The 19,705-nt window shown below is 70.3% G+C and carries 22 protein-coding genes and 1 pseudogene; 10 read left to right on the plus strand and 13 right to left on the minus strand.

Going from position 1 to position 19,705, the window contains the following annotated elements; translation table 11 throughout:
- Positions 1–18: 18 nt before the first annotated feature.
- The 4 genes from DJ75_RS09140 to DJ75_RS09150 are packed head-to-tail and all read right to left on the minus strand — an operon-like array spanning position 19 to position 2,361.
- Entirely contained in the window at positions 19–453 is a 435-nt protein-coding gene (locus tag DJ75_RS09140; protein WP_094524181.1) for a YeeE/YedE family protein, read from the minus strand.
- 23 nt (positions 454–476) lie between these two features.
- Positions 477–602, minus strand: a complete 126-nt coding sequence (locus tag DJ75_RS19070) for a hypothetical protein (RefSeq protein WP_254921924.1) — start codon at positions 600–602, stop codon at positions 477–479.
- Entirely contained in the window at positions 602–1,156 is a 555-nt protein-coding gene (locus DJ75_RS09145; RefSeq protein WP_094524182.1) for a YeeE/YedE family protein, read from the minus strand. The genes DJ75_RS19070 and DJ75_RS09145 overlap by 1 nt, the downstream gene beginning before the upstream one ends.
- Positions 1,157–1,167: 11 nt before the next feature.
- The gene (locus DJ75_RS09150; RefSeq protein WP_094524183.1) at positions 1,168–2,361 is read right to left on the minus strand and encodes an MBL fold metallo-hydrolase; all 1,194 of its coding nucleotides are present in this window, start codon (positions 2,359–2,361) and stop codon (positions 1,168–1,170) included.
- Between the two features lie 248 nt (positions 2,362–2,609).
- Between DJ75_RS09150 and DJ75_RS09155 the strand changes: the two genes are divergently transcribed.
- Both DJ75_RS09155 and DJ75_RS09160 read left to right on the plus strand, forming a co-directional pair.
- Positions 2,610–2,855, plus strand: a complete 246-nt coding sequence (locus DJ75_RS09155) for a sulfurtransferase TusA family protein (RefSeq protein ID WP_094524184.1) — start codon at positions 2,610–2,612, stop codon at positions 2,853–2,855.
- 2 nt (positions 2,856–2,857) lie between these two features.
- Positions 2,858–3,445, plus strand: coding sequence for a DsrE/DsrF/DrsH-like family protein (locus DJ75_RS09160; RefSeq protein WP_094524185.1), 588 nt, complete (start codon positions 2,858–2,860; stop codon positions 3,443–3,445).
- Between the two features lie 180 nt (positions 3,446–3,625).
- On the opposite strand, the gene DJ75_RS09165 is transcribed toward DJ75_RS09160, so the two are convergent.
- The 7 genes and pseudogenes from DJ75_RS09165 to DJ75_RS09195 form a co-directional block, all read right to left on the minus strand.
- A complete protein-coding gene (locus DJ75_RS09165; RefSeq protein ID WP_094524186.1) occupies positions 3,626–4,249 on the minus strand; it encodes a DUF1641 domain-containing protein in 624 nt (207 codons plus the stop codon).
- A gap of 2 nt (positions 4,250–4,251) precedes the next feature.
- Positions 4,252–5,394 carry an NAD(P)/FAD-dependent oxidoreductase gene (locus tag DJ75_RS09170; protein ID WP_094524187.1) on the minus strand — a complete coding sequence of 381 codons (1,143 nt, stop codon included), beginning with the start codon at positions 5,392–5,394 and terminating at the stop codon, positions 4,252–4,254.
- Positions 5,391–5,627: a sulfurtransferase TusA family protein gene (locus DJ75_RS09175; protein WP_094524188.1), complete on the minus strand. Its 237-nt coding sequence runs from the start codon at positions 5,625–5,627 to the stop codon at positions 5,391–5,393. The genes DJ75_RS09170 and DJ75_RS09175 overlap by 4 nt, the downstream gene beginning before the upstream one ends.
- Before the next feature lie 150 nt (positions 5,628–5,777).
- A complete protein-coding gene (locus DJ75_RS09180; protein WP_094524189.1) occupies positions 5,778–7,028 on the minus strand; it encodes a M20 family metallopeptidase in 1,251 nt (416 codons plus the stop codon).
- Positions 7,029–7,079: 51 nt separating this feature from the next.
- Positions 7,080–7,493: a thioredoxin gene (gene trxA / locus DJ75_RS09185; RefSeq protein WP_094524238.1), complete on the minus strand. Its 414-nt coding sequence runs from the start codon at positions 7,491–7,493 to the stop codon at positions 7,080–7,082.
- Between the two features lie 129 nt (positions 7,494–7,622).
- Positions 7,623–8,687, minus strand: a complete 1,065-nt coding sequence (locus DJ75_RS09190; protein ID WP_249269099.1) for a HAMP domain-containing sensor histidine kinase — start codon at positions 8,685–8,687, stop codon at positions 7,623–7,625.
- 164 nt (positions 8,688–8,851) lie between these two features.
- Positions 8,852–9,637 (minus strand): annotated as a pseudogene (locus DJ75_RS09195) (HpcH/HpaI aldolase/citrate lyase family protein); the annotation flags it as partial.
- A gap of 155 nt (positions 9,638–9,792) precedes the next feature.
- Here DJ75_RS09195 and DJ75_RS09200 point away from each other — a divergent pair.
- On the plus strand, positions 9,793–10,086 hold the full coding sequence (locus tag DJ75_RS09200) for a hypothetical protein (protein ID WP_217900380.1): 294 nt from the start codon (positions 9,793–9,795) through the stop codon (positions 10,084–10,086).
- Positions 10,087–10,189: 103 nt separating this feature from the next.
- A complete protein-coding gene (locus DJ75_RS18170) occupies positions 10,190–10,345 on the plus strand; it encodes an AbrB/MazE/SpoVT family DNA-binding domain-containing protein (RefSeq protein WP_141211999.1) in 156 nt (51 codons plus the stop codon).
- Between the two features lie 93 nt (positions 10,346–10,438).
- Here the strand turns inward: DJ75_RS18170 and DJ75_RS09205 are convergent, their stop codons facing one another.
- Positions 10,439–11,116 carry an NTP transferase domain-containing protein gene (locus DJ75_RS09205; protein WP_094524191.1) on the minus strand — a complete coding sequence of 226 codons (678 nt, stop codon included), beginning with the start codon at positions 11,114–11,116 and terminating at the stop codon, positions 10,439–10,441.
- Positions 11,113–12,423, minus strand: coding sequence for a molybdopterin molybdotransferase MoeA (locus DJ75_RS09210; RefSeq protein ID WP_094524192.1), 1,311 nt, complete (start codon positions 12,421–12,423; stop codon positions 11,113–11,115). The genes DJ75_RS09205 and DJ75_RS09210 overlap by 4 nt, the downstream gene beginning before the upstream one ends.
- A 189-nt stretch (positions 12,424–12,612) precedes the next feature.
- On the opposite strand from DJ75_RS09210, the gene DJ75_RS09215 reads away from it, so the two are divergent.
- From DJ75_RS09215 to DJ75_RS09240, 6 genes are all read left to right on the plus strand, one after another.
- Complete coding sequence (locus DJ75_RS09215; protein ID WP_094524240.1) at positions 12,613–13,209, plus strand: CoxG family protein; 597 nt, start codon at positions 12,613–12,615, stop codon at positions 13,207–13,209.
- A complete protein-coding gene (locus tag DJ75_RS09220; RefSeq protein WP_094524193.1) occupies positions 13,206–14,099 on the plus strand; it encodes a xanthine dehydrogenase family protein subunit M in 894 nt (297 codons plus the stop codon). Before DJ75_RS09215 ends, DJ75_RS09220 begins: the two co-directional genes overlap by 4 nt.
- Entirely contained in the window at positions 14,096–14,857 is a 762-nt protein-coding gene (locus DJ75_RS19290; RefSeq protein ID WP_094524194.1) for a (2Fe-2S)-binding protein, read from the plus strand. Before DJ75_RS09220 ends, DJ75_RS19290 begins: the two co-directional genes overlap by 4 nt.
- On the plus strand, positions 14,854–17,349 hold the full coding sequence (locus tag DJ75_RS09230; protein WP_094524195.1) for an aerobic carbon-monoxide dehydrogenase large subunit: 2,496 nt from the start codon (positions 14,854–14,856) through the stop codon (positions 17,347–17,349). Before DJ75_RS19290 ends, DJ75_RS09230 begins: the two co-directional genes overlap by 4 nt.
- A gap of 114 nt (positions 17,350–17,463) precedes the next feature.
- Positions 17,464–18,690, plus strand: coding sequence for an XdhC family protein (locus tag DJ75_RS09235; protein WP_094524196.1), 1,227 nt, complete (start codon positions 17,464–17,466; stop codon positions 18,688–18,690).
- Entirely contained in the window at positions 18,687–19,703 is a 1,017-nt protein-coding gene (locus tag DJ75_RS09240; RefSeq protein ID WP_094524197.1) for a MoxR family ATPase, read from the plus strand. Before DJ75_RS09235 ends, DJ75_RS09240 begins: the two co-directional genes overlap by 4 nt.
- Positions 19,704–19,705: the final 2 nt, after the last annotated feature.

Raw genomic sequence — 19,705 nt, forward strand, 5'->3', positions numbered from 1 at the left:
CATCTGCGGGTGGGCGGGTCAGTCCGCGCCCGCCGCGGCGGCGTCACGCGCCCGGGTCCTGCTCCGCCAGTACCCCTGGAGGTACGCGCCGACGAACATGCCGCCGAGCGCCCAGAGGATGGTGACGTTGCCGACGCCGAGGCTGGCGTACGCCGCGCCGGGACAGATGCCCGACAGGCCCCAGCCGACGCCGAAGACGGCGCCGCCGATCACGACATTGCGGTCGAAGGGCTTCAGCCGCCGTTCGTACCGGTCGCCGGTCAGCGGCGCGGCGTCGCGGATCCGCGGCATCACCGCGAAGGCGACGCCGGAGACGACGGCCGCGCCGAACATCACGAACAGCAGCCCGAAGTCCTCGAACCTGAGGAAGTTCAGCACGACCTCCGGCCGCGCCATGTGGCTGAAGCCGAGCCCGAACCCGAAGATCAGGCCGCCGACGAGGATCAGCGGCATGAACAGGGGATGTCTCTCGTCGCTCACGCGTCGCTCCCTCCGGTCGCTCCCGTTCGCGCGGTTCGAGACGCGAGCGTCTCGCGGCTCACGTCCGTTCGCCGTTCGCCCTCCGAGGCGCTCACTCCGTTCGCGCCTCGCGTCTCGCACATCACGGACTCACCCCCAGCGCGGCGACGAGCTGTGCGGTCAGGATCGCGACCGCGAGGAACGTCGCCACGCCGACGAGCGACGTCTTCGACGCCGACCCGACGCCGCAGACGCCGTGCCCCGAGGTGCACCCCTTCCCGATTCGGGTTCCGATGCCGACGAGTATCCCGCCGAAGAACAGTCGCCACGGCTGGACGTCGGTCAGCCACAGGGTCACGCCCGCGAGCTCGTACGTCCGCCCGGTGGTTCCGGGCTGGTAGAGCGACGTCGTGATGACGCCCGACTGGACCGTCGCCGCGAACGCCGCGCCGCCGAGGACGATCCCGAGTGTGAACACGACGCGCCAGTCGCGAGAGCTCACGTACCGCCGGAACCGCGACTGCCCCGACACGTACGACAGCGTCGACTCGAGGAAGGTGCTCGCGCCGGCCGCGATCCCCGTCCCGACGTATATCACGACCGCGCCGAGGCCGACGAGCAGTCCGCCGACGGCGTACCGGCTGATCCCGTTCGGGAAGAGGTCGGCGGCCGCCTGTGCGACGAGTGGGTCAGGCATCGATGGCGGTCTCAGTCATCCGCGAGCGATTCCTGGCTCGCGGCGCAGTTGTTCGGGCCGAGTTCGAGGGCGAACGCCTCGTCGTCGTCGACGGCCTTCTGCCCGAGGTTCGTCGCGATGATGTCCTCGTAGTTGGCCGGCCGCGGCGGCATGTCCGAGAGGATGAGTTCGACGAACGCGTCCTCCTCCATCGTGAGCGCGTCCATCTCCTCGACGAGATCGCCGATCGGCGCGGTGTACGTGCCGTCGTCGGCCGGCACCGCGGCGTCGCTGAAGTGGGCGCCCCCGATCAGCGTGTCGTCGGGGAGCGGCAGGACGCGCTCCTGAAGCGATTCGTAGAGCGTCCGTGCCGCGTCCGGCGCGCCGTCGTCGCCCTCTTCGAGGTCCGGGCGAGCGACGCTCTCGATGAACAGCCCGTCGCCGGTCGCGAGCAGGCTCTCGTCGACGAGGTACGAGGTCATCCCGGTCGTGTGGCCGGGCGTGGCGACGGTCTCGATCACCGCGTCGCCGACCGCGAAGGTGTCGCCGTCCTCGGCCTGGGTCAGCTCGTCGGCGTAGGTGACGCCGCGGTCGACCGCGGCCGCGGGGATGACGCCCTCGACGCCCGCCTCGTCGAGGTCGCGCACGCCCGAGATGTGGTCGGCGTGGACGTGGGTGTCGAACGCGTACCGCAGCTCGACGCCGAGGTCGTCGGCGTCGTCGAGGTAGCGGTCGGTGAACGCGCGGAGCGGGTCGATGACCGCCGCCTCGCCGTCGTCGTAGAGCAGGTACCCGAGACAGCCGGACGAGGGGCGCTGGTACTGCAGGAGCGTGCCGGCGCCGTCGTAGCCGGTGACTTCGACGGTCTCGTAGATACCGGCCCAGCCGTTCATGCCGTCTTCGAGGTGGTTCACGTCGTAGCCGCGCTCCGCGAGCTCCCCCGCGACGTACTCGCTGGCGCCGCCCTTCGCGCACAGGACGGTCACCTCGCGGTCCTCGGGGATCCGGTCGAGGACGTCCTCGTCGATCTCGTCGTCGAGGAACTCGTAGTACGGGACGTTGATGGAGGTGACGTTCTCGCCGTCGATGCGCCACTCCTCGTAGTCGGAGCCCATCCGCGTGTCGAGCAGCGTCAGGTCTTCGCCCGCGTCGATGCGTCCTTTCAGCGCTTCCGGTTCGATCGTCTCGACTTCGACATCCGGGGTCGGGAAATCGTCTGCGTCCATGTTGTACACCTCACTGTACCGGACGGGAATACAAAAGAGTTCGCATAGTAATTCAACAACCACACAATATAGAGTCGGGAGACAAACCGAAATAATGCGCTTCACACGTTTAGGAAGCGGCTCATGTGTCACCGCGGAATTATCGGCGTAACTGGTTGTTCGCGTCAAACACAAAAAACAACATTCTTTTAACGGTGGCGGGGGTATTGTGCAATAGCTCCAATACAGACCAACGGAGCAGATAACCAATGAGTGCCGAATACGATATCGCGGAGACGTTAGACGTGAAAGGCGCATCGTGTCCCATGCCGGTCGTGAAGACGAAGGGCGCGATCGACGAACTGGCCGAAGAGCAGGTCCTCGAAGTGCTGGCGACCGACCCGGGAAGCATGAGCGACATCGACGGCTGGGCCTCGGGTACCGCCGGCGTCGAACTCGTCGGTCAGGAGGAAGGCGACAACGTGTACAAACACTACGTCCGCAAGACGGAGTGACGATGAGTACCGACACATCGTCCCCGGACGGCGCGGACGCGGCGGCGGACGACGCCCCCTCCCGCGCCGAACTCGCCGCGCGCGTCGACGAACTGGAGGCGTCGCTCGCCGAGGCCACGGCCAAGGACGACGCGAAGAAGATGAGCATCATCGCCACGAAGGGGAGCCTCGACATGGCGTACCCGCCGCTGATCCTCGCCAGCACCGCCGCCGCCTTCGGCTACGACGTGACCGTCTTCCACACGTTCTGGGGGCTCGACATCCTGCATGAGGAGCGGTCGAAGAGCCTCAAGATGAGTTCCGTCGGCAACCCCAACATGCCGGTCCCGAACGTCGTCGGCGCGCTCCCCGGGATGGACCGCGTGACGACGCGGATGATGGAAAAGCGGATCGAGGACAACGACACCGCCTCGGTCCAGGAGCTCTTGGAGACGAGCCTCGACATGGGCGTCGAGTTCCAGGCCTGTCAGATGACCATCGAGTTGATGGGCTACGACGAGGACGACTTCTACGACGGCGTCACCACCGGCGTCGGCGCCGCGACGGCCCTGCAGGACATGGTCGAGGCCGACATCCAACTGCTCGTCTGATCTGCTCTCCGGACCGGCGTTCCGTCCCCCGATACCCGTCGTCCCCCTTTTGCGTCCCGCTCCCGCGTTCCGGTAGGCTCCGCTGAACCGAGTCGTCCGAATCGAGTTCGATCAGTCGGAGCCGAACCCGTACGCGGCCGGGTCGTGCATACGAGAACTGTCGCCGGAGCCTGCGCCCCCTCAGCGCTCTCCGTCGGCGCGCTCCCGACCGATCGCCTTGGAGACGGCGAGCACGTAGCCCAGCCCGTACTGGATCTCGGGGTCGCGGATGCTCCGTGCCAGTCCGAGCGCGCCGACCGGCTCGGGATCGCTCCGGTGGGCGGCGCCGACTCCGTCGAGCATCGTCTTCACGCCGTCGCGGGCGTCGTCGTCCGCGGCCGTCTGCGCGACCTCGCCGAGCGCGGCCCCGGTGCCGGCCAGCGAAGTCACCATCTCGTCGTCGAGGGCGGCCGTCGCGAGCGACCCGACCTGCGCCAGCTCCGCCAGCTCGTCCAACGCGCCGCTCCGCTGGAGCTCGGTCAGCGTCTCAAGCGCCTCGCGCAGTTCGTCGCCGTTCTCGCCGACCGCCGCGGCCAGCCCGACCGTCTCGTCGGTCGCGATCCCGTCCGCGGACTCCGCGAGGGTCGCGCCCGTCGCCGACAGCTCGCGGACCATCTCGTCGTCGAGCGCGTTCTCCCCGAGCGAGAGCACGTCGAGCAGCTCGTTGACGGCGTCGAGCCGCTCGACGAACTCGGCGACGGCCTCCGGATTCTCCTCGATCGCCGCCTCGAGGTCGCTCCGCTCGGAGAACTGCTCTTCGGACATGGTCAGAGCAACCCCCGTGCGGTGAGCCAGTACGACTCGTTGTACGCCAGCTTCGACCAGTGGAGCTTCTGCGAGGGCGGCGCCGGCGACGGCGGGTTCTCGTAGTCGAACTCGACGAACGAGGCCGCGTCCATGCCCGTCTCGATGAAGCACAGCGTCTTGCCGTCGTAGGTGGCGGTCGCCGGCCGCCCGCGGACGTCGCTGGCGAGCCGCTCCCCGACGACCCCGGCCTGGTAGTGCGCCACGCTGCCGGCGTTCGGAACGCCGGTGGCCGCGGTGTCGCCGAGCGCGTAGACGTCGTCCGCGGCCTCGGCCTCGAGCGTGTGTTTATTCACGTCGACCCAGCCGTCGTCGCCGAGCCCAGCCTCCTCGATCAGGTCGACGCCGGCGTGCGGCGGGATCGACACGAGGAGGTCGTAGCCGAGCTCGGTCCCCTCCATCGAGGTGATCGTCCCCGCGTCGGGGTCGACCGACTCGGCGTTGAAGAACGTCTCCACGTCGATGCCGCGCTCGTCCATGATCGGCCTCGCCCACTCCGCGATGTGGGGGTTGCCGTGGACGCGCTGGATCGGGTACGTGTAGGTGACCTCGACGTCCTCGCGGAGCCCGCGCTTCCGGAACCAGTCGTCGATCATGAAGACGAACTCGAGGGGCGCCGCGGGGCACATGTGGGGCGTGCCGACGACGCTCAACACGATCTCGCCCTCGGTGAACGACAGCAGCTCGTCCCGGAGCTCGGTCGCGCCCGACTCGCTGTAGTAGTCGTGTCCGCCCTCCGCGAGGCCGGGGATCCGTTCGGGCTCCAGCGTCGACCCCGTCGCTAACACGAGGTAGTCGTACTCCATCGACGGGCCGTCGTCGAACCGGAGCCGCTTGGCGTCGGTGTCGACGTCGCTCACGCGGTCGATCCGGAGGTCGACCGCGTCGTCGACCAGCTCGTCGAGGCGCCGGCGGCCGTCCGCCGGCTCGCGCTGACCGAAGGGGACGTACAGCCACACCGGCTTATACACCTGCTCGGGGCCGTCGTTGACGAGGGTGACCTCCACGTCGCCGGCGTCGAGCTCCGGTTCGAGGCGGTCGGCGAGGTCGTTCGCGAGGACCGAACCGCCGGTCCCGCCGCCGACGATGACGATGCGTTCCGTCATGCTTTCTCCACGTAGAACGCGGCGTGGTCGTCGCGCTCTTCGACGGCGAGCAGCTCGTTCCCGGACTCCTCGGCCCACTCCGGGACGTCGGTGTGCGACTGCTCGTTGTCGCTCAAGAGCCGTATCACCGCGCCGGAATCGACGCCCCGGATCGCGCCGATGAGGTCCATCAGAGGACCGGGGCAGGCGGCGCCTCTGGAATCGACGGTCTCGTCTGGTTCTATCTCCGTCATAGATGTGAGTTGGAGCCGGTTGACATTAGTATTGCGCTTCAATTCCAAGTCCGTGAAAAACCGGTCGACAAGGCGCGCCGCGGACGACTCGTACGACGCGGACGCCCGCGTCAGATCACCTCGTGTCACCCGACTTCACCTCGATTCGCCTCACCGCTCCGACGCCGCCGCCCACGCCGACGGGAGCCGCGCGTAGACGACGGCGTTGCCGACGAGCGCGTCGACGGGCACGTACTCGTCTGCGGCGTGGACGGTGTCGGTTCCGAGCGCGAACTCGACGGTCGGAATCCCAGCGTTTCGGAGCGTCTTCGCGTCCCCGCCGCCCGTCGCGCTCCGCCGGAAGACGGGCTCGCCCGTGACGTCGGCCGCCGTCGACGCCACCGCCTCGACCAGCGGGCTGCCGGAGGGCTCCGCGGTGCCGACGCTCCACGAGACGTCGGTGATCGTTATGCCCTCGCAGCCGGCGACGCAGGCCCGGATCCGGGAGAGCACGTCGGGCGTCGAGACGCCCGCGGTCAGGCGCACGTCGACCTCGGCCCGAGCCGACTCCGGGACGCTGTTTATCGCGTCGCCGCCCTCGAGGACGCCGAGGTTGATCGAGGGGTAGCGGAACAGCTCTCGGGCGGCCTCCTCGCCCATCGCCGGGGCGTAGTAGTCGACAGACTCCTCGACGATCGGCTCGACGTCGGCGCCGACGTCCAGCCGCTCGGAGCCGAAGCGGTCGCGCAGTTTCTCTACGGCGCCGTAGAGGCGGTCGATCGCGTTGACACCGAGGGTCGGCCGGGAGCCGTGAGCCCCCTCGCCGCTCGCCGCGAGCGTCAGCCAGATGCTGCCGCGGTCGGCGACCGTGACCGAGTGCCGGCCCGCCTCGCAGGTGGGCTCGCCGATCACGCAGGCGTCCGCGTCGAGCCGCCCGGCCTCCAACAACGCCGGCAGTCCCGCGTCGCCGCCGACCTCCTCGTCGCTCACGAGCGCGAACAGCAGGTCGACCGGCGGCTCGGCGTCGGTCACCGCGAACGCCCGGACCGCGAACAGCATCGACGCCACGGCGCCCTTCATATCGGTCGCGCCGCGGCCGTAGACGCGGTCGTCCGCGAGCTCGCCGAGCGGGTCGCGGGTCCACGCGCCGGCGTCGAACGGCACCGTGTCGAGGTGGCCGTTGTACAGCAGGGTCCGGTCGGACTCCCCGGCGACGCGAACGAGGAGGTTCGGCTTCGCCGGGTCGACCGCGAAGCGCTCGACATCGACCGGAAGGGGGTCGAGGAATCGCTCGATCGCGTCGACCACCGCTCGCGTGTCGCCCGGCGGGTTCGAACTGTCGACCGCGAGGAGGTCGAGCGCGAGGTCGGTCAGCTCGGCGCGGTCGTCTCGGACGTGCGCGACCGGCGGCGCGTCGCTCATCGGCGACCGAGCCCCCGACTCGGTTCGGATCCGTTCATCGGTCCGGACTGCTCACGCGTGCTCCTCGATCGCGGAGCGGAGGCGCGACTCGTCCTGCATTCCGACGAGGCGCTCGACCTGCTCCCCGTCGGCGAACAGCAGGAGCGTCGGGACGCCGCGGACGCCGTACTCGGCGGCGAGCCCCTGGTTCGCGTCGACGTCCACCTTCGCCACGGTCGCGTCGGTCTCGGCGGCGATCGACTCGACGACCGGTTCGAGCATCTGGCACGGGCCGCACCAGTCGGCGTAGAAGTCGACCAACACGACCGACCGCTCGGAGACGGTCTCGCTCAGTTCCGCCTTCCCGGCGACCGGAACGGGCTCGGAGGGACTCGTCGACTCCGTCTCGTCGGTCGCTTCCGTCCCGTCTCGGTTCCGAAGCTCCTCGAGCTTCCGTCGTCGGATCTCATCGATCTCTTCGGCCATCGGCGCCACGTACGGTCCGTGCCGACTTAGATGTTTGCGTGATTAACACAATATTGGTCCGCTCGACCGAACCGCGCGCCGCGACGCTGCCGCGACGCCGCCCTTGCCGCCGGTCGGGGGCGGAGTCGGTCAGGCCTCCTCCGCGGTCGGCAGCGTGATCCGGAGGACGGTCCCGGTCGGCTCGTTCTCCAGCAGTTCGAACGTCCCGTCCGACGTCTCGACGGTCCAGTAGATTATCCAGAGCCCGAGCCCCTGCGTGTGGACGAGCGCCGTCTCCGCCGAGCCCTCGATCGCGTCCACCTCGTACCCCGGGATCCCCGCTCCGGTGTCGGCGACCTCCACGACCGCCGCTCCCGTCCGGTCGGTGCGGAGCGTGACGGTGACCGCGACGTCGGTCGGCGTGTGCTCGGCCGCGTTGCGGAGCGCCTCCTCGATCGCCGTCGGAAGCGCCGGGTGCGACGACACGCGCGGGTCGCCGTCGAACTCGGTCCCGATCGACACGTCCGGATACGCCGCCGCGACCGCGTCGATCCGCTCCTCCAAGAGCTCCCGGAGGCGGAACGTCTCGCGCTGGTCGGTGTTCCAGATCGAGACGATCTCCCGCGTGCGGTCGGTCGTCTCGAGGAGACCGTTCAGGTGCGTCCGCGCGGTTCGCACGTCCTCGGCCGTCTCCGGGCCGTGGTCGCGCCGTTCGATCCTGTCCAAGTTGCCGAGCGCGACGCAGAGCTCGTTGCGGAGGTTGTGCCGCAGCACGCGCTGGTTGATCGTCAGCAGCTTCGTCAGGTCGCGGGCCTCGCTGAGCCGCTCGTCGGCCTCGACCGCGTACAGCCCGCCCCGGATGCCGACCGCGGAGCCGAGCGCGGTCGCGAACGCGAGGAGGAAGGAGAGCTCCCCCTCCTGTCCCTCCACCGCCCATATCAGCCAGACGGCGAACGCGAGGAGCGCGAACGACCCGGCCACGGTGACCGCCAACCGCAGCGCCCGCCACTTCCCCGAGCGGGATATCGGCCGGTTCGGAAGCTTGTACGCCGTCGCGACCACCAAGAGGGCGATACCGCAGATCACGAACGCCTCCAGTCCCGTCCCGAGCCCCTCGCCCTCGGTCGCGAGGTGAGCGAGGCCGAGCCCGAAACAGAGCGCCCCCAGCGCGCAGACTCCGTGCTGCGGACGGATCCGAAGACGTGGGAGCGACACGGGTGGGTATACGAACAGTGGTATAAAGAATTTGGCCTGTCGGGCGGCGTACCCGCGAGCGACAGCGGATGAGTAAAAATCAGTCTAACGACACGTATCGGGCCAGACGCCACCGGGCCCCGGTATCGGATCCCCGTCGTAGGCCGCCCGGGTCGCGCCCACCGGTCGGTCTCGTAGCCGTCGAGCCAGCCCGTCACGGCTCCCTTGAGCGCTCCGGTCGTACTCCCGAGATTCAGCAGCTGGTAGCCGTTCGCCGCCTTCTCGTCGACGTCGTCCGCGTCGAACCCGAGCCCGCCGAGGGGCACGTCCGCGGCGACGGCCTTCGACCGGACCGTCTCGACAGTCTCCCGGACCTCCGGATGGCCGATCTCGCCGGGGTGGCCGAGCGAGACCGACAGGTCGAACGGCCCGACGAAGACGAAGCCGAGCTCCGGGACCGCGAGGATGTCGTCGAGGTTCGCGACGGCCGCCTCGGTCTCGATCGTCGCGCCGACGAGCGTCTCCGCGTCCTCGGTCGCGATGTAGCCGTCGGCGAGCCCCCAGCGGCGGGCCCGCGGCGAGCCCAGCCCGCGGTCCCCCGGCTCGCCGCCGTACTCGAACCGCGCCGACTTGACCGCCGCCCGCACCTCCTCCGGACCCTCGACGCGCGGGAGGAACACGTTCCGCACGCCCTGGTCGAGCGCCTTCCGGACGAGGGCCGGGTCGGTGCTCGGGAGCCGCACGAGCAGCTCCGTGTCGGTCGCCTCGGCCGCGCGGAGCAGGTCCTCGATCCGGCCCGCGTCCCACGGGTCGGGGCCGCCGTGTTCGAGGTCCAGTCAGACGACGTCGAGGCCGAGGTCGCCGTCGAGCTCCACGAGCCGCGGGCTGTACGCGTTCTCGAGCGCGGCGAGCGCGACGTCGCCCTCGTCGAAGGCGGTCGCCAGATCGTTTGTCGACGGTGAGTCCGTCATCGCCCGTCGGTTCGCCTCGATTCGTCATACGTCTACCGACCGGGACGACTCCCGAACCGCACCCGCCGCGGCCGTGCCGTCCGATTGATTCTATCGCTCAGGTGAGTAATTTTATAATGACCCCTGATATGTAGTACTGTATCGTGTGCCGGGAGATGAAGCGCGAGCCGGCGTGGGTATCGGCGATCCGGTTGGCGATGTTAGAGGGGCGCGTCACCGTCGACGCCGTGATCGAGGAGGCGAACCTGATCGAGGGCCGCGAGCGCACCGTCAGCGACGTGTTGGAGACGATGTGCGAGCGCGACCTGCTCGCCGCCGTCGACGGCGGCGCGGCCGCCGATACCGACTTCTACGTCCCGGGACCCGTGCTGATCGAATCGGACCGGTTCGATCTGGACTTCGACCGGGCCTCCGAGGGGGGCGCCCACCGCTGGAACTCCGCCGTCTGACCGCCGAGCGCGTTCCGGAGGCCGCCGGCCGACCTCCGCGCGTCGCCGCTACGCGCTACCGTAGCGTAAACTATGTCCCTGCTACGCCGTAAGGTGGAGATCGATGGGTAACCTCACGGACACCAAAGTGTCGGAAAAGAACCTGACGACGGTCCCGAAGCCCGTTCGAAACTTCCTCGACGTCGGCGCCGGCGACCGCGTGGAGTGGCACGTCGAGGACGGGAACATCGTGGTCAGGAAATCGACGCCCGAGGAGTAGACGCCGGCCGGTCGAACCGCGCTCGGAACCCGGGCGAGTCGCGGCCGTCGCCCGTCCCTCGGTCGGTCGATCAGCCGCCTCCCGCTCGGTCGATCAGCCGTCCCCCGAACCGCCCTCCGGGAGGTCGGTCGGCCGGTCCACGTCTCGGCGGACCCCCGGGTCGTCGACGGCGACGAGCGCGCTCGCGTCGTCCGCGAGCAGGATCTCGCGGCCCCCCACGTCCCCGTCGACGTCGGCGAGCCGGTCGAAGAACCGCCGGTCGAACAGCACGGGGTTCCCCCGGTCCCACTCGTGGGCGGCCGCGAGGGCGTCGCCGGCGCCCGCGGCGTGCGCCGCGACGAGCGTCTCGACGGTCTCCGGGTCGACGAACGGCATGTCGCCGAGCGCGATGACCGCGGCGTCGACGTCCGCCCCTCCTCCGGTGCCGTCTTCTCCCTCCCGAACCGCGTCGATCCCGGCTCGGACCGAGGTCGACTGGCCCGCCTCGTACGCGTCGTTGTCGACGGTTTCCACGGGGAGATCGGCGACGGCCGCCCGGACTCGACCGGCCTCGTGACCGACGACGACGACCACCGGGTCCAGCCCGGCGTCGACCAGCGTCCGAGCGGCGCGTCGGACCACCGGCTCGCCGTCGACGGTCGCGAGGAGCTTGTTGGCGTCGCCGAAGCGGCTGCTCGTCCCCGCGGCGAGCAGCACGCCGGCGACTCGGGCCCGAGCGGTGCCCTCCCCCTCGAACGGCGGCGTCGCGAGCGGGAGCCCCTCGTCGGTCATCGCTCGACGACGGGGTACGGGACGACGTCGACCGCCTCGCCGGCCGACAGCGCCGACTCGGTGAGCACGAACCCGTCGGCGCGCGTCGCCCGCGTGCTCGAGGAGAGCACGCTCGGGTCGAACGTCTCGTCGTAGACGGCGAGCGGCGAGTCGACGTGGCCGAGCGGCGTCGCCTCGCCCCCGTCGAGCGTCACCGGGACGGCGTAGGTGAACCCCGGGACGGAGATGCCGACGTCGCTCGTCACCGCGGCGTCGACGGTCGGGAGCGCGGTGTTCCCGGTGAAGAAGGGGCGCGCGACCAGCGAGGTCACGGCGTGCGCGCCGACCGGCTTGCCGGGGATCGCGAAGACGACGGCGTCGCGGTCGTCGAGCGTCGCGACCGCGATCGGCTTGCCCGGTCGCAGCGCGACCCGGTGGAAGCGCACGGTGCCGAGTTCGCGGAGCGCCCGGACGACGTAATCCTTGTCGCCGACGCTCGTGCCCCCGGTCGTCATCACGACGTCGTGGCCGGCGGCGAGCCCGGCGATCCGGTCCCTGACGCGCTCGTACTCGTCGGGGACGGTGCCCTCGTACGTCGCCTCCGCGCCCCACCCGCGGACGAGCCCCGCGAGCATCGGCGAGTCGAGGTCCGCGTGGCGCCCCTCGTGGATCTCCGTGCCGGTCGCCAGCAGGCCGACCGAGAGCCGCTCGACGACCGGGACCTCGTCGATCCCGAGGTCGCCGAGCAGGACCGCGTCCTTCGCGCCGAGCCGCTCGCCGGCCGCGAACAGCCGCTCGCCGGCCGCGACGTTGCTGCCGCGCTCGTAGACGTACGTGCCGGGCTCGGTCGGCGAGCCGTCGAGCCGGCCGTCCTCCACGGTCGCCTGCTCCTGCTTGAGGACGGCGTCGGCCCCGGCGGGAAGCGGCGCGCCCGTGAAGATACGGACGGCCTCGCCGTCGCCGAGCGCGGACGGGTCGGACTCCGGGAACACCTCCCGGTCGACCAGCTCGTACGGGTACCCCTCGGTCGCGTCGAAGGCGTAGCCGTCCATCGTGGCGTGGCTCCGGGCCGGCACGTCGTCGGGGGCGTCGACGGGCTCCGCGAGGGTGCGACCGGAGACCCGATCGAGCGAGACCGACTCGACGTCCCACCGGTCGAGCCACTCCTCGCGGAGGTCGCGGACGCGCTCCGCGGCGGCTCTCAGCGGGGTGATCTCGCCGTGACCGTGGCCGTCGTCCCCGTCGCCCCCGTCGTCGACACGCCCGTCTCCGTCGCCCTCGTCGTCGACACGCCCGTCGCCGTCAGGTTCGTCGTCGGTACCATTCATCCGCTTCCTCCGCGTCGTTCGCGGTCGATATCGGCGCATCCGGGCGATCCTTCATGGTCAATAAGGTTTATTATGATGGTACAGAGTATCATTGCCGTGGTAATAGTATGCTCATAGTAGGGGGGTATAAAAGATGACGGTGACGGACGGTCGAACGACGGCGGAAGCGGCGACCGGGGGGTGTCGCTGATGGAGTTCGACGGCGAGTTCGAGCTCGACGGCGTCCCGCCGGAGAAGGCGTGGGTCGTCCTCTCGGACCCGGTCGCGGTGCGCGACTCGCTGAAGGGGTGTAAGTACATCACCCCGATGGACGACTCGTTCGAGTGGGACTCCTACGAGGCGGAGGCGGACGTCCCGACGCTGCCGGAGGCGGAGGCCGACGACGTCGCCGCCCGGGCGTTCCGGGCCGGGCAGGACTACGCGGCGCTGATGCAGGTCGGCGTCGGCAGCGTGAAGCCGAAGTTCGAGACGACGGTGACGATCGAGGACCGCGACGAGGAGACCTTCGAGATGACGGCCACCGGCTCCGGCTCCGCGAGCGGGAGCAGCTTCAGCATGAACTCCGGGATGCACATCCATCCGCAAGAGGACGGCGACGGCTCCCAAATCGAGTGGTGGACCGAGGCCGACATCTCCGGTCGGATCGCGCAGCTCGGCGGCCGCGTCATCAACCCGGTCGCCAACAAGATCGTGAACAACTTCTTCACCTCGATCGAGTCGCAGATGACCGACGTCGAGGAGACGGACTCGGGGGTCACGGACAAGATCCGGGGGATGTTCGGATGAAGTCCGCACCGTTCGAGCACCACGAACCCGAGACGGTCGACGAGGCGGTCAGCCTGTTGGAGAGCCTCGACGACCCGACGATCCTCGCCGGGGGACAGAGCCTCGTACCGATGCTGCGGTTCCGGCTCGCGAACCCCGACGTGGTCGTCGACATCAACGGCATCGACTCGCTCGACTACCTCCGCGAGGAGGACGGCTCTCTCCGGCTCGGCGCGCTCGCGCGCCACGCCGACGTCGAGGACTCGGACCTGATCGACGAGAAGTACGGCAGCTTCGCCGACGCCGCGCCGCTGGTCGCCGACCCGCAGATCCGGAACCGCGGCACGGTCGTCGGCTCCGTCGCGCAGGCCGACCCGAAGGGCGACTGGGGGAGCATCCTCCTCGCCCACGAGGGCGAGGTGATCGCCACCGGTCCGGACGGAGACCGGGCGATCCCGGCGGACGAGTTCTTCCTGCTCCCGTACGACACGACGCTCGGCGAGCAGGAGCTGATCACCGAGATCCGCGTCCCCGAGCCCGGGCCGAACGAGGGGAGCGCGTACCACAAGCTGAAGCGCAAGACCGGCGACTACGCGATGGCGGGCGTCGGCGTCCGGCTCGTCTTCGACGACGACGGCGTCATCGAGTCGGCCGGGATCGGAATGACCGCCGTCGACATCACGAACGCGCGGGCGACGGACGCCGAGGAGCACCTCGAAGGCGAGCGGCCCAGCCCCGACCTGTTCGCGACGGCGGGCGAACTGGCCGCCGAGCAGTCGAATCCGGAGTCTGACGAACACGGCGGCGCCGACTACAAGGAGCGGATGGTCGACGTCCTCACCCAGCGCGCGCTGGGCGACGCCGCCGAGCGCGCTGGCACGGTGACGGTCGAACGGAGGGTCACACAGTGACTGACGAACGCGAGATCACGCTGACGGTCAACGGCACCGAGCACACGGTCGAGGTCGAGCCGCGGCGCCTGCTCGTCCACGCGATCCGAGAGGACCTGGACATGACGGGCACGCACATCGGCTGTGACACGGGCAACTGCGGCGCCTGCACCGTGCTGAAGGACGGCGAGCCGATCAAGTCCTGTCTGATGTTCGCCGCGCAGGCCGACGGGGCGGAGATCCTCACCGTCGAGGGGATGGAGGACCTCCCCGAGGCCGACGACATCCACCCGCTCCAGGAGGGGTTCCGGGAGGAGCACGGCCTGCAGTGCGGCTACTGCACCCCGGGGATGCTGATGGCGGGCAAGGCGCTGCTCGACGAGCATCCGGACCCGGACGAGGAGACGATCCGCGACGCGATCAGCGGCAACCTCTGTCGCTGTACCGGCTACCAGAACATCGTCCGCTCGATAGAGTACGCGGCCGCGGAGCTGGAGAACCGGGCCGCCGCCGACGGCGGCGCGGTCGCGGTCGACGGCGCGACGGACGGGGGGCCCGCGGCGTCGCCCGAGGGCGGCCACGCGGCCCCCGAGTTCGGCGGTGACGCGGACACGTTCTGCGGCCGCGAGGACTGCTGCGGCGGCCCCGACGAGGCGGACCCGTTCGACCGCGACGCGCTCCTCGATGACGCGGACGACGCGGACGGCACTGGCGACGCGGACGTCACGGGCGACGCCGACGCGGGCGCCGATGCGACCGACCGAGGTGACACCAAATGAGTAGCGAACCAGACACGCCGGACGCGGAAACGGAGTATCAGCACGACGAGGACGGCGGACCCGACCCGGAGAAACACTGCGGCCACGGCCGCGGCGGCATGGGCGAGGAGGTGACGCGCAAGGAGGACAAGCGCTTCATCACCGGCCGCGGCAACTACGTCGACGACATCAAGAAGTCGGGCATGCTCCACTGCGAGATCGTCCGGAGCCCACACGCCCACGCCCGGATCGAGGAGATCGACGGCTCCCGCGCCGAGGCGATGGACGACGTCGTCGCCGTGCTGACGGCCGAGGACTTACTGGAGCACGACCTCGCGACGATGCCGACGCTGATGGACGACACGCAGGATGTGCTCGTCAACGACAAGGTGAAGTTCCAGTCGCAGGAGGTCGCGGCCGTCATCGCGAAGGACCGCTACGCGGCGAAGGACGGGGCCGAGAAGGTCGAGGTCGACTACGACGTGCTCGACCCCGTCGTCGACGCCGAGGAGGCGCTCGAAGCGGACGCGCCGCTGGTCCGCGACGAGCTCGACGACCAGGAGGACAACCACATCTTCGACTGGGACACGGGCGACGAGGAGGCCACCGACGAGGTGTTCGACCAGGCCGACGTCACCGTCGAGGAGGACATGCTGTACCAGCGGCTTCACCCCGCGCCGATCGAGACGTGCGGCGCGGTCGCCGACTGGGACCCCGGGATGGACAAGATGACCGTCCACATGACGTCGCAGGCGCCCCACGCCCACCGCACCCTGTTCTCGCAGGTGTCGGGGATCCCGGAGCATAAGGTCCGGATCGTGAGCCCCGACGTCGGCGGCGGGTTCGGCAACAAGGTACCGATCTACCCGGGGTACGTCGTCGCCGCGGCGGCGTCGTACGTCCTCGAACAGCCGGTGAAGTGGATCGAAGAGCGCTCCGAGAACATCCAGACGACCGGGTTCGCCCGCGACTACGACATGACCGGCGAGCTCGCCGCCACCGAGGACGGCGTCATCGAGGGCGTCAAGGTCGACGTGCTCGCCAACCACGGCGCGTACAACGCGGCGGCCCAGCCGTCGAAGTTCCCGGCCGGCTTCTTCAACATCTTCACCGGCTCGTACGATATCGAGGCCGCGTACGGGTCGCTGACGGCCGCGTTCACCAACACCGCGCCCGGCGGCGTCGCCTACCGGTGCTCGTTCCGCGTCACGGAGGCGGTGTACCTCATCGAGCGCATGGTGAAGGTGCTCGCCGACGAGCTCGACCTGGACCCGGCGGAGATACGCCGGCGGAACTTCATCCCCTCGGACGCGTTCCCGTACGAGTCGGCGACGGGCTGGAACTACGACTCCGGGAACTACGAGAAGGCGCTCGACAAGGCCCTGGAGATGGCCGACTACGAGCACTACCGCGAGGAGCAGCAGCGACGGATCGACGAGGACGCGGACAAGCTCATCGGCATCGGCATCTCCTCGTTCACGGAGGTCGTCGGCGCCGGGCCCGGCAAGCAGTGCGACATCGCCGGCATCGAGATGTTCGACTCCGCGGACCTGCGCGTGAACCCGACCGGCAACGCCGTGTTGCGGGTCGGCGTCCAGACGCAGGGGCAGGGCCACGAGACCACCTTCGCGCAGATCGTCGCCGAGGAGCTCGGGATGGACGTGGACTCGATTACGGTCGAGCACGGCGACACCGACACCGAGCCGTACGGGCTCGGGACGTACGGCTCGCGGTCGACGCCCGTCGCGGGCGCGGCCGCCGCCGTCGCCGCGCGCAAGGTGCGCGACAAGGCGAAGTCGATCGCCGCCAACGAGCTGGAGGCCGCCGAGGAGGACATCGAGTGGGACCGCGAGTCCGGCGAGTTCCACGTCGCCGGCGCGCCCGACCGCTCGATCACCATCACGGAGATCGCGGCCGGCGCCTACATGAACCACCCCGGCGACGAGGAGCCCGGGCTGGAGGCCGTGAACTACTACGACCCGCCGGAGATGACGTACCCGTTCGGCTCGTACATCGTCGTCGTCGAGGTCGACCGCGAGACCGGCGAGGTCGACTTCGAGAAGTTCGTCGCGGTCGACGACTGCGGGAACCGCATCAACCCGATGATCATCGAGGGGCAGATCCACGGCGGACTCGCGCAGGGGATCGGCACCGCGATGTTAGAGAAGGTCACCTACGACGACAACGGCAACGTCACCGGCGGCGACTTCATGAACTACCTGCTGCCGACGGCCAACGAGATCCCGAACTTCGAGACGGGACACACCGTCACGCCGTCGCCGCACCACCCGATCGGCGCGAAGGGCGTCGGCGAGTCGCCCACGGTCGGGTCGCCGCCGGCGATCGTCAACGCCGTCGTCGACGCGATGAGCCACGCCGGCGTCTCCCACGTGGAGATGCCGATGACGCCGGACGTCGTCTGGGAGACGCTCGACGAGGCGGGACTGGCCCACCAGCCCGCCCACAACGTCGAGTTCGACCTCGGCGACGGCGCCGAACCGGCCGACGACTGAGCCGCACGCAGCCAGCCGCGCGTCGCCCTCGGTCGCGCCGGCCCACCGACCGGCCGCGACGGCCGCCCGTTCGGCCGACTCGCCCGGGGGCGGCGGGACCGCTTCCACCAACTGATGACACACGACGAGACCGAACACGACGAGACCGAGCACGGCGAGGCCGACGAGCCCGCGATCGACGGGGGCGAGCGGCCCGAACGCGACGAACCGAGCGGGACCGCGACGGGGACCGACGACGGCGACGTCTCCGACCTGGAGGCGGCGCTCGCCGAGCGCGGCGAGCCGTACGCGCGGGCGACGATCGTCCGGCGCGAGCCGCCGGTGTCGGCCAACGTCGGCGACCGCGCGGTCGTCACCGCCGACGGCGAGATCCACGGGTGGGTCGGCGGCGCGGCCTGCGCGCAGTCGATCGTGGCGACGCAGGGCGCGGCGGCGATCGAGGAGGGGAGCCCCCGGCTCGTCGGGATCGCGCCCGACCCCGACACCGTCGACCGACCCGGGCTCGACGCCTTCCCGATGACGTGTCACAGCGAGGGCGTGCTGGAGCTGTTCATCGAGCCCGTGACGCCGCCGACCGAACTCGTCGCAGTCGGCGACTCGCCGGTGACCCGGTCGCTCGCGCGGCTGGCCGACGAGCTCGCCGTCGACGTGACGCTCGTCGTCGCCGACGCCGACGCCGACGCCGACCGCGACGTGCCGGCGTCGACGCGGGTGCTCGACACGGTCGACCACGAGGCGATCGCCGACGCCGTCGGCCCCGGGCCGCTCGTCGTCGTCGCCTCGATGGGCGAGTACGACGCGCGCGGCGTCGCCGCCGGGATCCTCGCGGACGCGCCCTACGTCGGTCTCGTCGCCAGCGACGAGCGGGCGGCCGAGGTGACCGAGCGCGCCGCGGGGCTGCTCGACAGCGACGTGGGCGACGTCGTCGCGGCGGTGACGAACCCCGCCGGCGTCGATGTGGCGGCCTACACCCCGGCGGCGATCGCGGCGAGCCTGCTCGCCGAGGTCGTCGGCGAGCGGTCGAAGGCGAGCTCGGTGCGGGCAGGCGGGGCGCGCGGCACGGGCGGCGCTGTCGGCACGGGCGATACCGCTGCAGTCGATTCGGCTGACGACGACGGAAGTGACGACGCGACCGCCGAGGCGGATGACGGAAGCGACGACGAGACCGCCGCGGCCGACGACGCGACCGCGATCGACCCGGTCTGCGGCATGACCGTCGACCCGGCGACGGCGGACGCCTCGGTCGAGCACGACGGCGAGACGTACCACTTCTGCTGTCACGGCTGCGCCGACTCGTTCGCGAACGACCCGGCGTCGTACCTCGAGGGGGCAGAGGCGTGAGCGGGGAGCTCGACGCGGGCCCCTTCGACTCGCTCACCGAGGAGGAACTGCGCGAGCGCTTCGAGGCGACCGACTACGTCGCCGACGACCGCACTGTGACGACGGTCGATCTGGCGCTCCGCTTGGGGCGCCCGCTCCTCGTCGAGGGGCCGCCCGGAAGCGGGAAGACGGAGCTCGGCAAGACGCTCGCGGAGGGGTTCGACACGGAGCTGATCCGCCTCCAGTGTTACGAGGGGCTCACCGCCGAGAACGCCCTCTACGAGTGGAACTACACCAAACAGCTGCTCGCCGTGCAGGCCGACGAGGGCACGGTCGCCGGCGGCGCCGCGACGAACGGCGACGCCGGAGCTGTCGGCGAGCGCGACGGGGGCGGCGTCGCCGACGCGGTCAGCGGCGGCGACGCCGCCGGCTCGGTGTTCGGCGAGGAGTACCTCCTCGAACGCCCCCTGTTGCGCGCGCTCCGCAGTTCGGAGGGGCGCCCGCCGGTGCTGCTGATCGACGAGATCGACCGCGCGGACGAGGAGTTCGAGGCGTTCCTCCTTGAGCTGCTCTCGGACTTCCAGGTGTCGATCCCGGAGTACGGAACCGTGAGCGCGTCGACGCCGCCGATCGTGATCCTCACGTCGAACCGGACGCGGGGGCTGAGCGACGCGCTGAAGCGGCGGTGCCTCTACCTCCACGTCGAGCCGCCGTCGTTCGAGACGGAGTACGAGATCGTCCGCCGGAAGGTGCCCGAGCTCGACGCCGCGGTCGCCGCCGAGGTGTGCTCGGTGGTCGAGCGCCTGCGCGAGGAGTCGTTCCTCAAGCGCCCGGGCGTCGCCGAGACGCTGGACTGGGCGCGCGCGGTCGCCGCGCTGCGCCACGACGACGCCGACGAGCCGCTCGCGCCGGACGAGATCGAGCGGACGATCGGCTGCCTGCTGAAGGAGGCGGAGGACGTCGGTCGCGTCGACGCGGAACTGCTCGAACGGCTCCACGACGCCGCGAGCGCGGCGGCCGAGCGGACCGAGTGACC

Origin of the sequence: Halorubrum sp. Eb13 (assembly GCF_002252895.1) — an archaeon.
GTDB lineage: Archaea > Halobacteriota > Halobacteria > Halobacteriales > Haloferacaceae > Halorubrum.

Bases quoted from the DNA above. Each gene is read 5' to 3' on its own strand.
- DJ75_RS09210 (WP_094524192.1), bottom strand. From the start codon at position 12,423: ATGAATGGTACCGACGACGAACCTGACGGCGACGGGCGTGTCGACGAC.
- DJ75_RS09145 (WP_094524182.1), bottom strand. From the start codon at position 1,156: ATGCCTGACCCACTCGTCGCACAGGCGGCCGCCGACCTCTTCCCGAAC.
- DJ75_RS09215 (WP_094524240.1), top strand. From the start codon at position 12,613: ATGGAGTTCGACGGCGAGTTCGAGCTCGACGGCGTCCCGCCGGAGAAG.
- DJ75_RS09220 (WP_094524193.1), top strand. From the start codon at position 13,206: ATGAAGTCCGCACCGTTCGAGCACCACGAACCCGAGACGGTCGACGAG.
- DJ75_RS19070 (WP_254921924.1), bottom strand. From the start codon at position 602: ATGTGCGAGACGCGAGGCGCGAACGGAGTGAGCGCCTCGGAGGGCGAA.
- DJ75_RS09140 (WP_094524181.1), bottom strand. From the start codon at position 453: ATGCCGCTGATCCTCGTCGGCGGCCTGATCTTCGGGTTCGGGCTCGGC.
- DJ75_RS09230 (WP_094524195.1), top strand. From the start codon at position 14,854: ATGAGTAGCGAACCAGACACGCCGGACGCGGAAACGGAGTATCAGCAC.
- DJ75_RS09170 (WP_094524187.1), bottom strand. From the start codon at position 5,394: ATGACGGAACGCATCGTCATCGTCGGCGGCGGGACCGGCGGTTCGGTC.
- DJ75_RS09205 (WP_094524191.1), bottom strand. From the start codon at position 11,116: ATGACCGACGAGGGGCTCCCGCTCGCGACGCCGCCGTTCGAGGGGGAG.
- DJ75_RS09155 (WP_094524184.1), top strand. From the start codon at position 2,610: ATGAGTGCCGAATACGATATCGCGGAGACGTTAGACGTGAAAGGCGCA.
- DJ75_RS09175 (WP_094524188.1), bottom strand. From the start codon at position 5,627: ATGACGGAGATAGAACCAGACGAGACCGTCGATTCCAGAGGCGCCGCC.
- DJ75_RS09180 (WP_094524189.1), bottom strand. From the start codon at position 7,028: ATGAGCGACGCGCCGCCGGTCGCGCACGTCCGAGACGACCGCGCCGAG.
- DJ75_RS09160 (WP_094524185.1), top strand. From the start codon at position 2,858: ATGAGTACCGACACATCGTCCCCGGACGGCGCGGACGCGGCGGCGGAC.
- trxA (WP_094524238.1), bottom strand. From the start codon at position 7,493: ATGGCCGAAGAGATCGATGAGATCCGACGACGGAAGCTCGAGGAGCTT.
- DJ75_RS09165 (WP_094524186.1), bottom strand. From the start codon at position 4,249: ATGTCCGAAGAGCAGTTCTCCGAGCGGAGCGACCTCGAGGCGGCGATC.
- DJ75_RS09150 (WP_094524183.1), bottom strand. From the start codon at position 2,361: ATGGACGCAGACGATTTCCCGACCCCGGATGTCGAAGTCGAGACGATC.
- DJ75_RS09235 (WP_094524196.1), top strand. From the start codon at position 17,464: ATGACACACGACGAGACCGAACACGACGAGACCGAGCACGGCGAGGCC.
- DJ75_RS09200 (WP_217900380.1), top strand. From the start codon at position 9,793: ATGAAGCGCGAGCCGGCGTGGGTATCGGCGATCCGGTTGGCGATGTTA.
- DJ75_RS18170 (WP_141211999.1), top strand. From the start codon at position 10,190: ATGGGTAACCTCACGGACACCAAAGTGTCGGAAAAGAACCTGACGACG.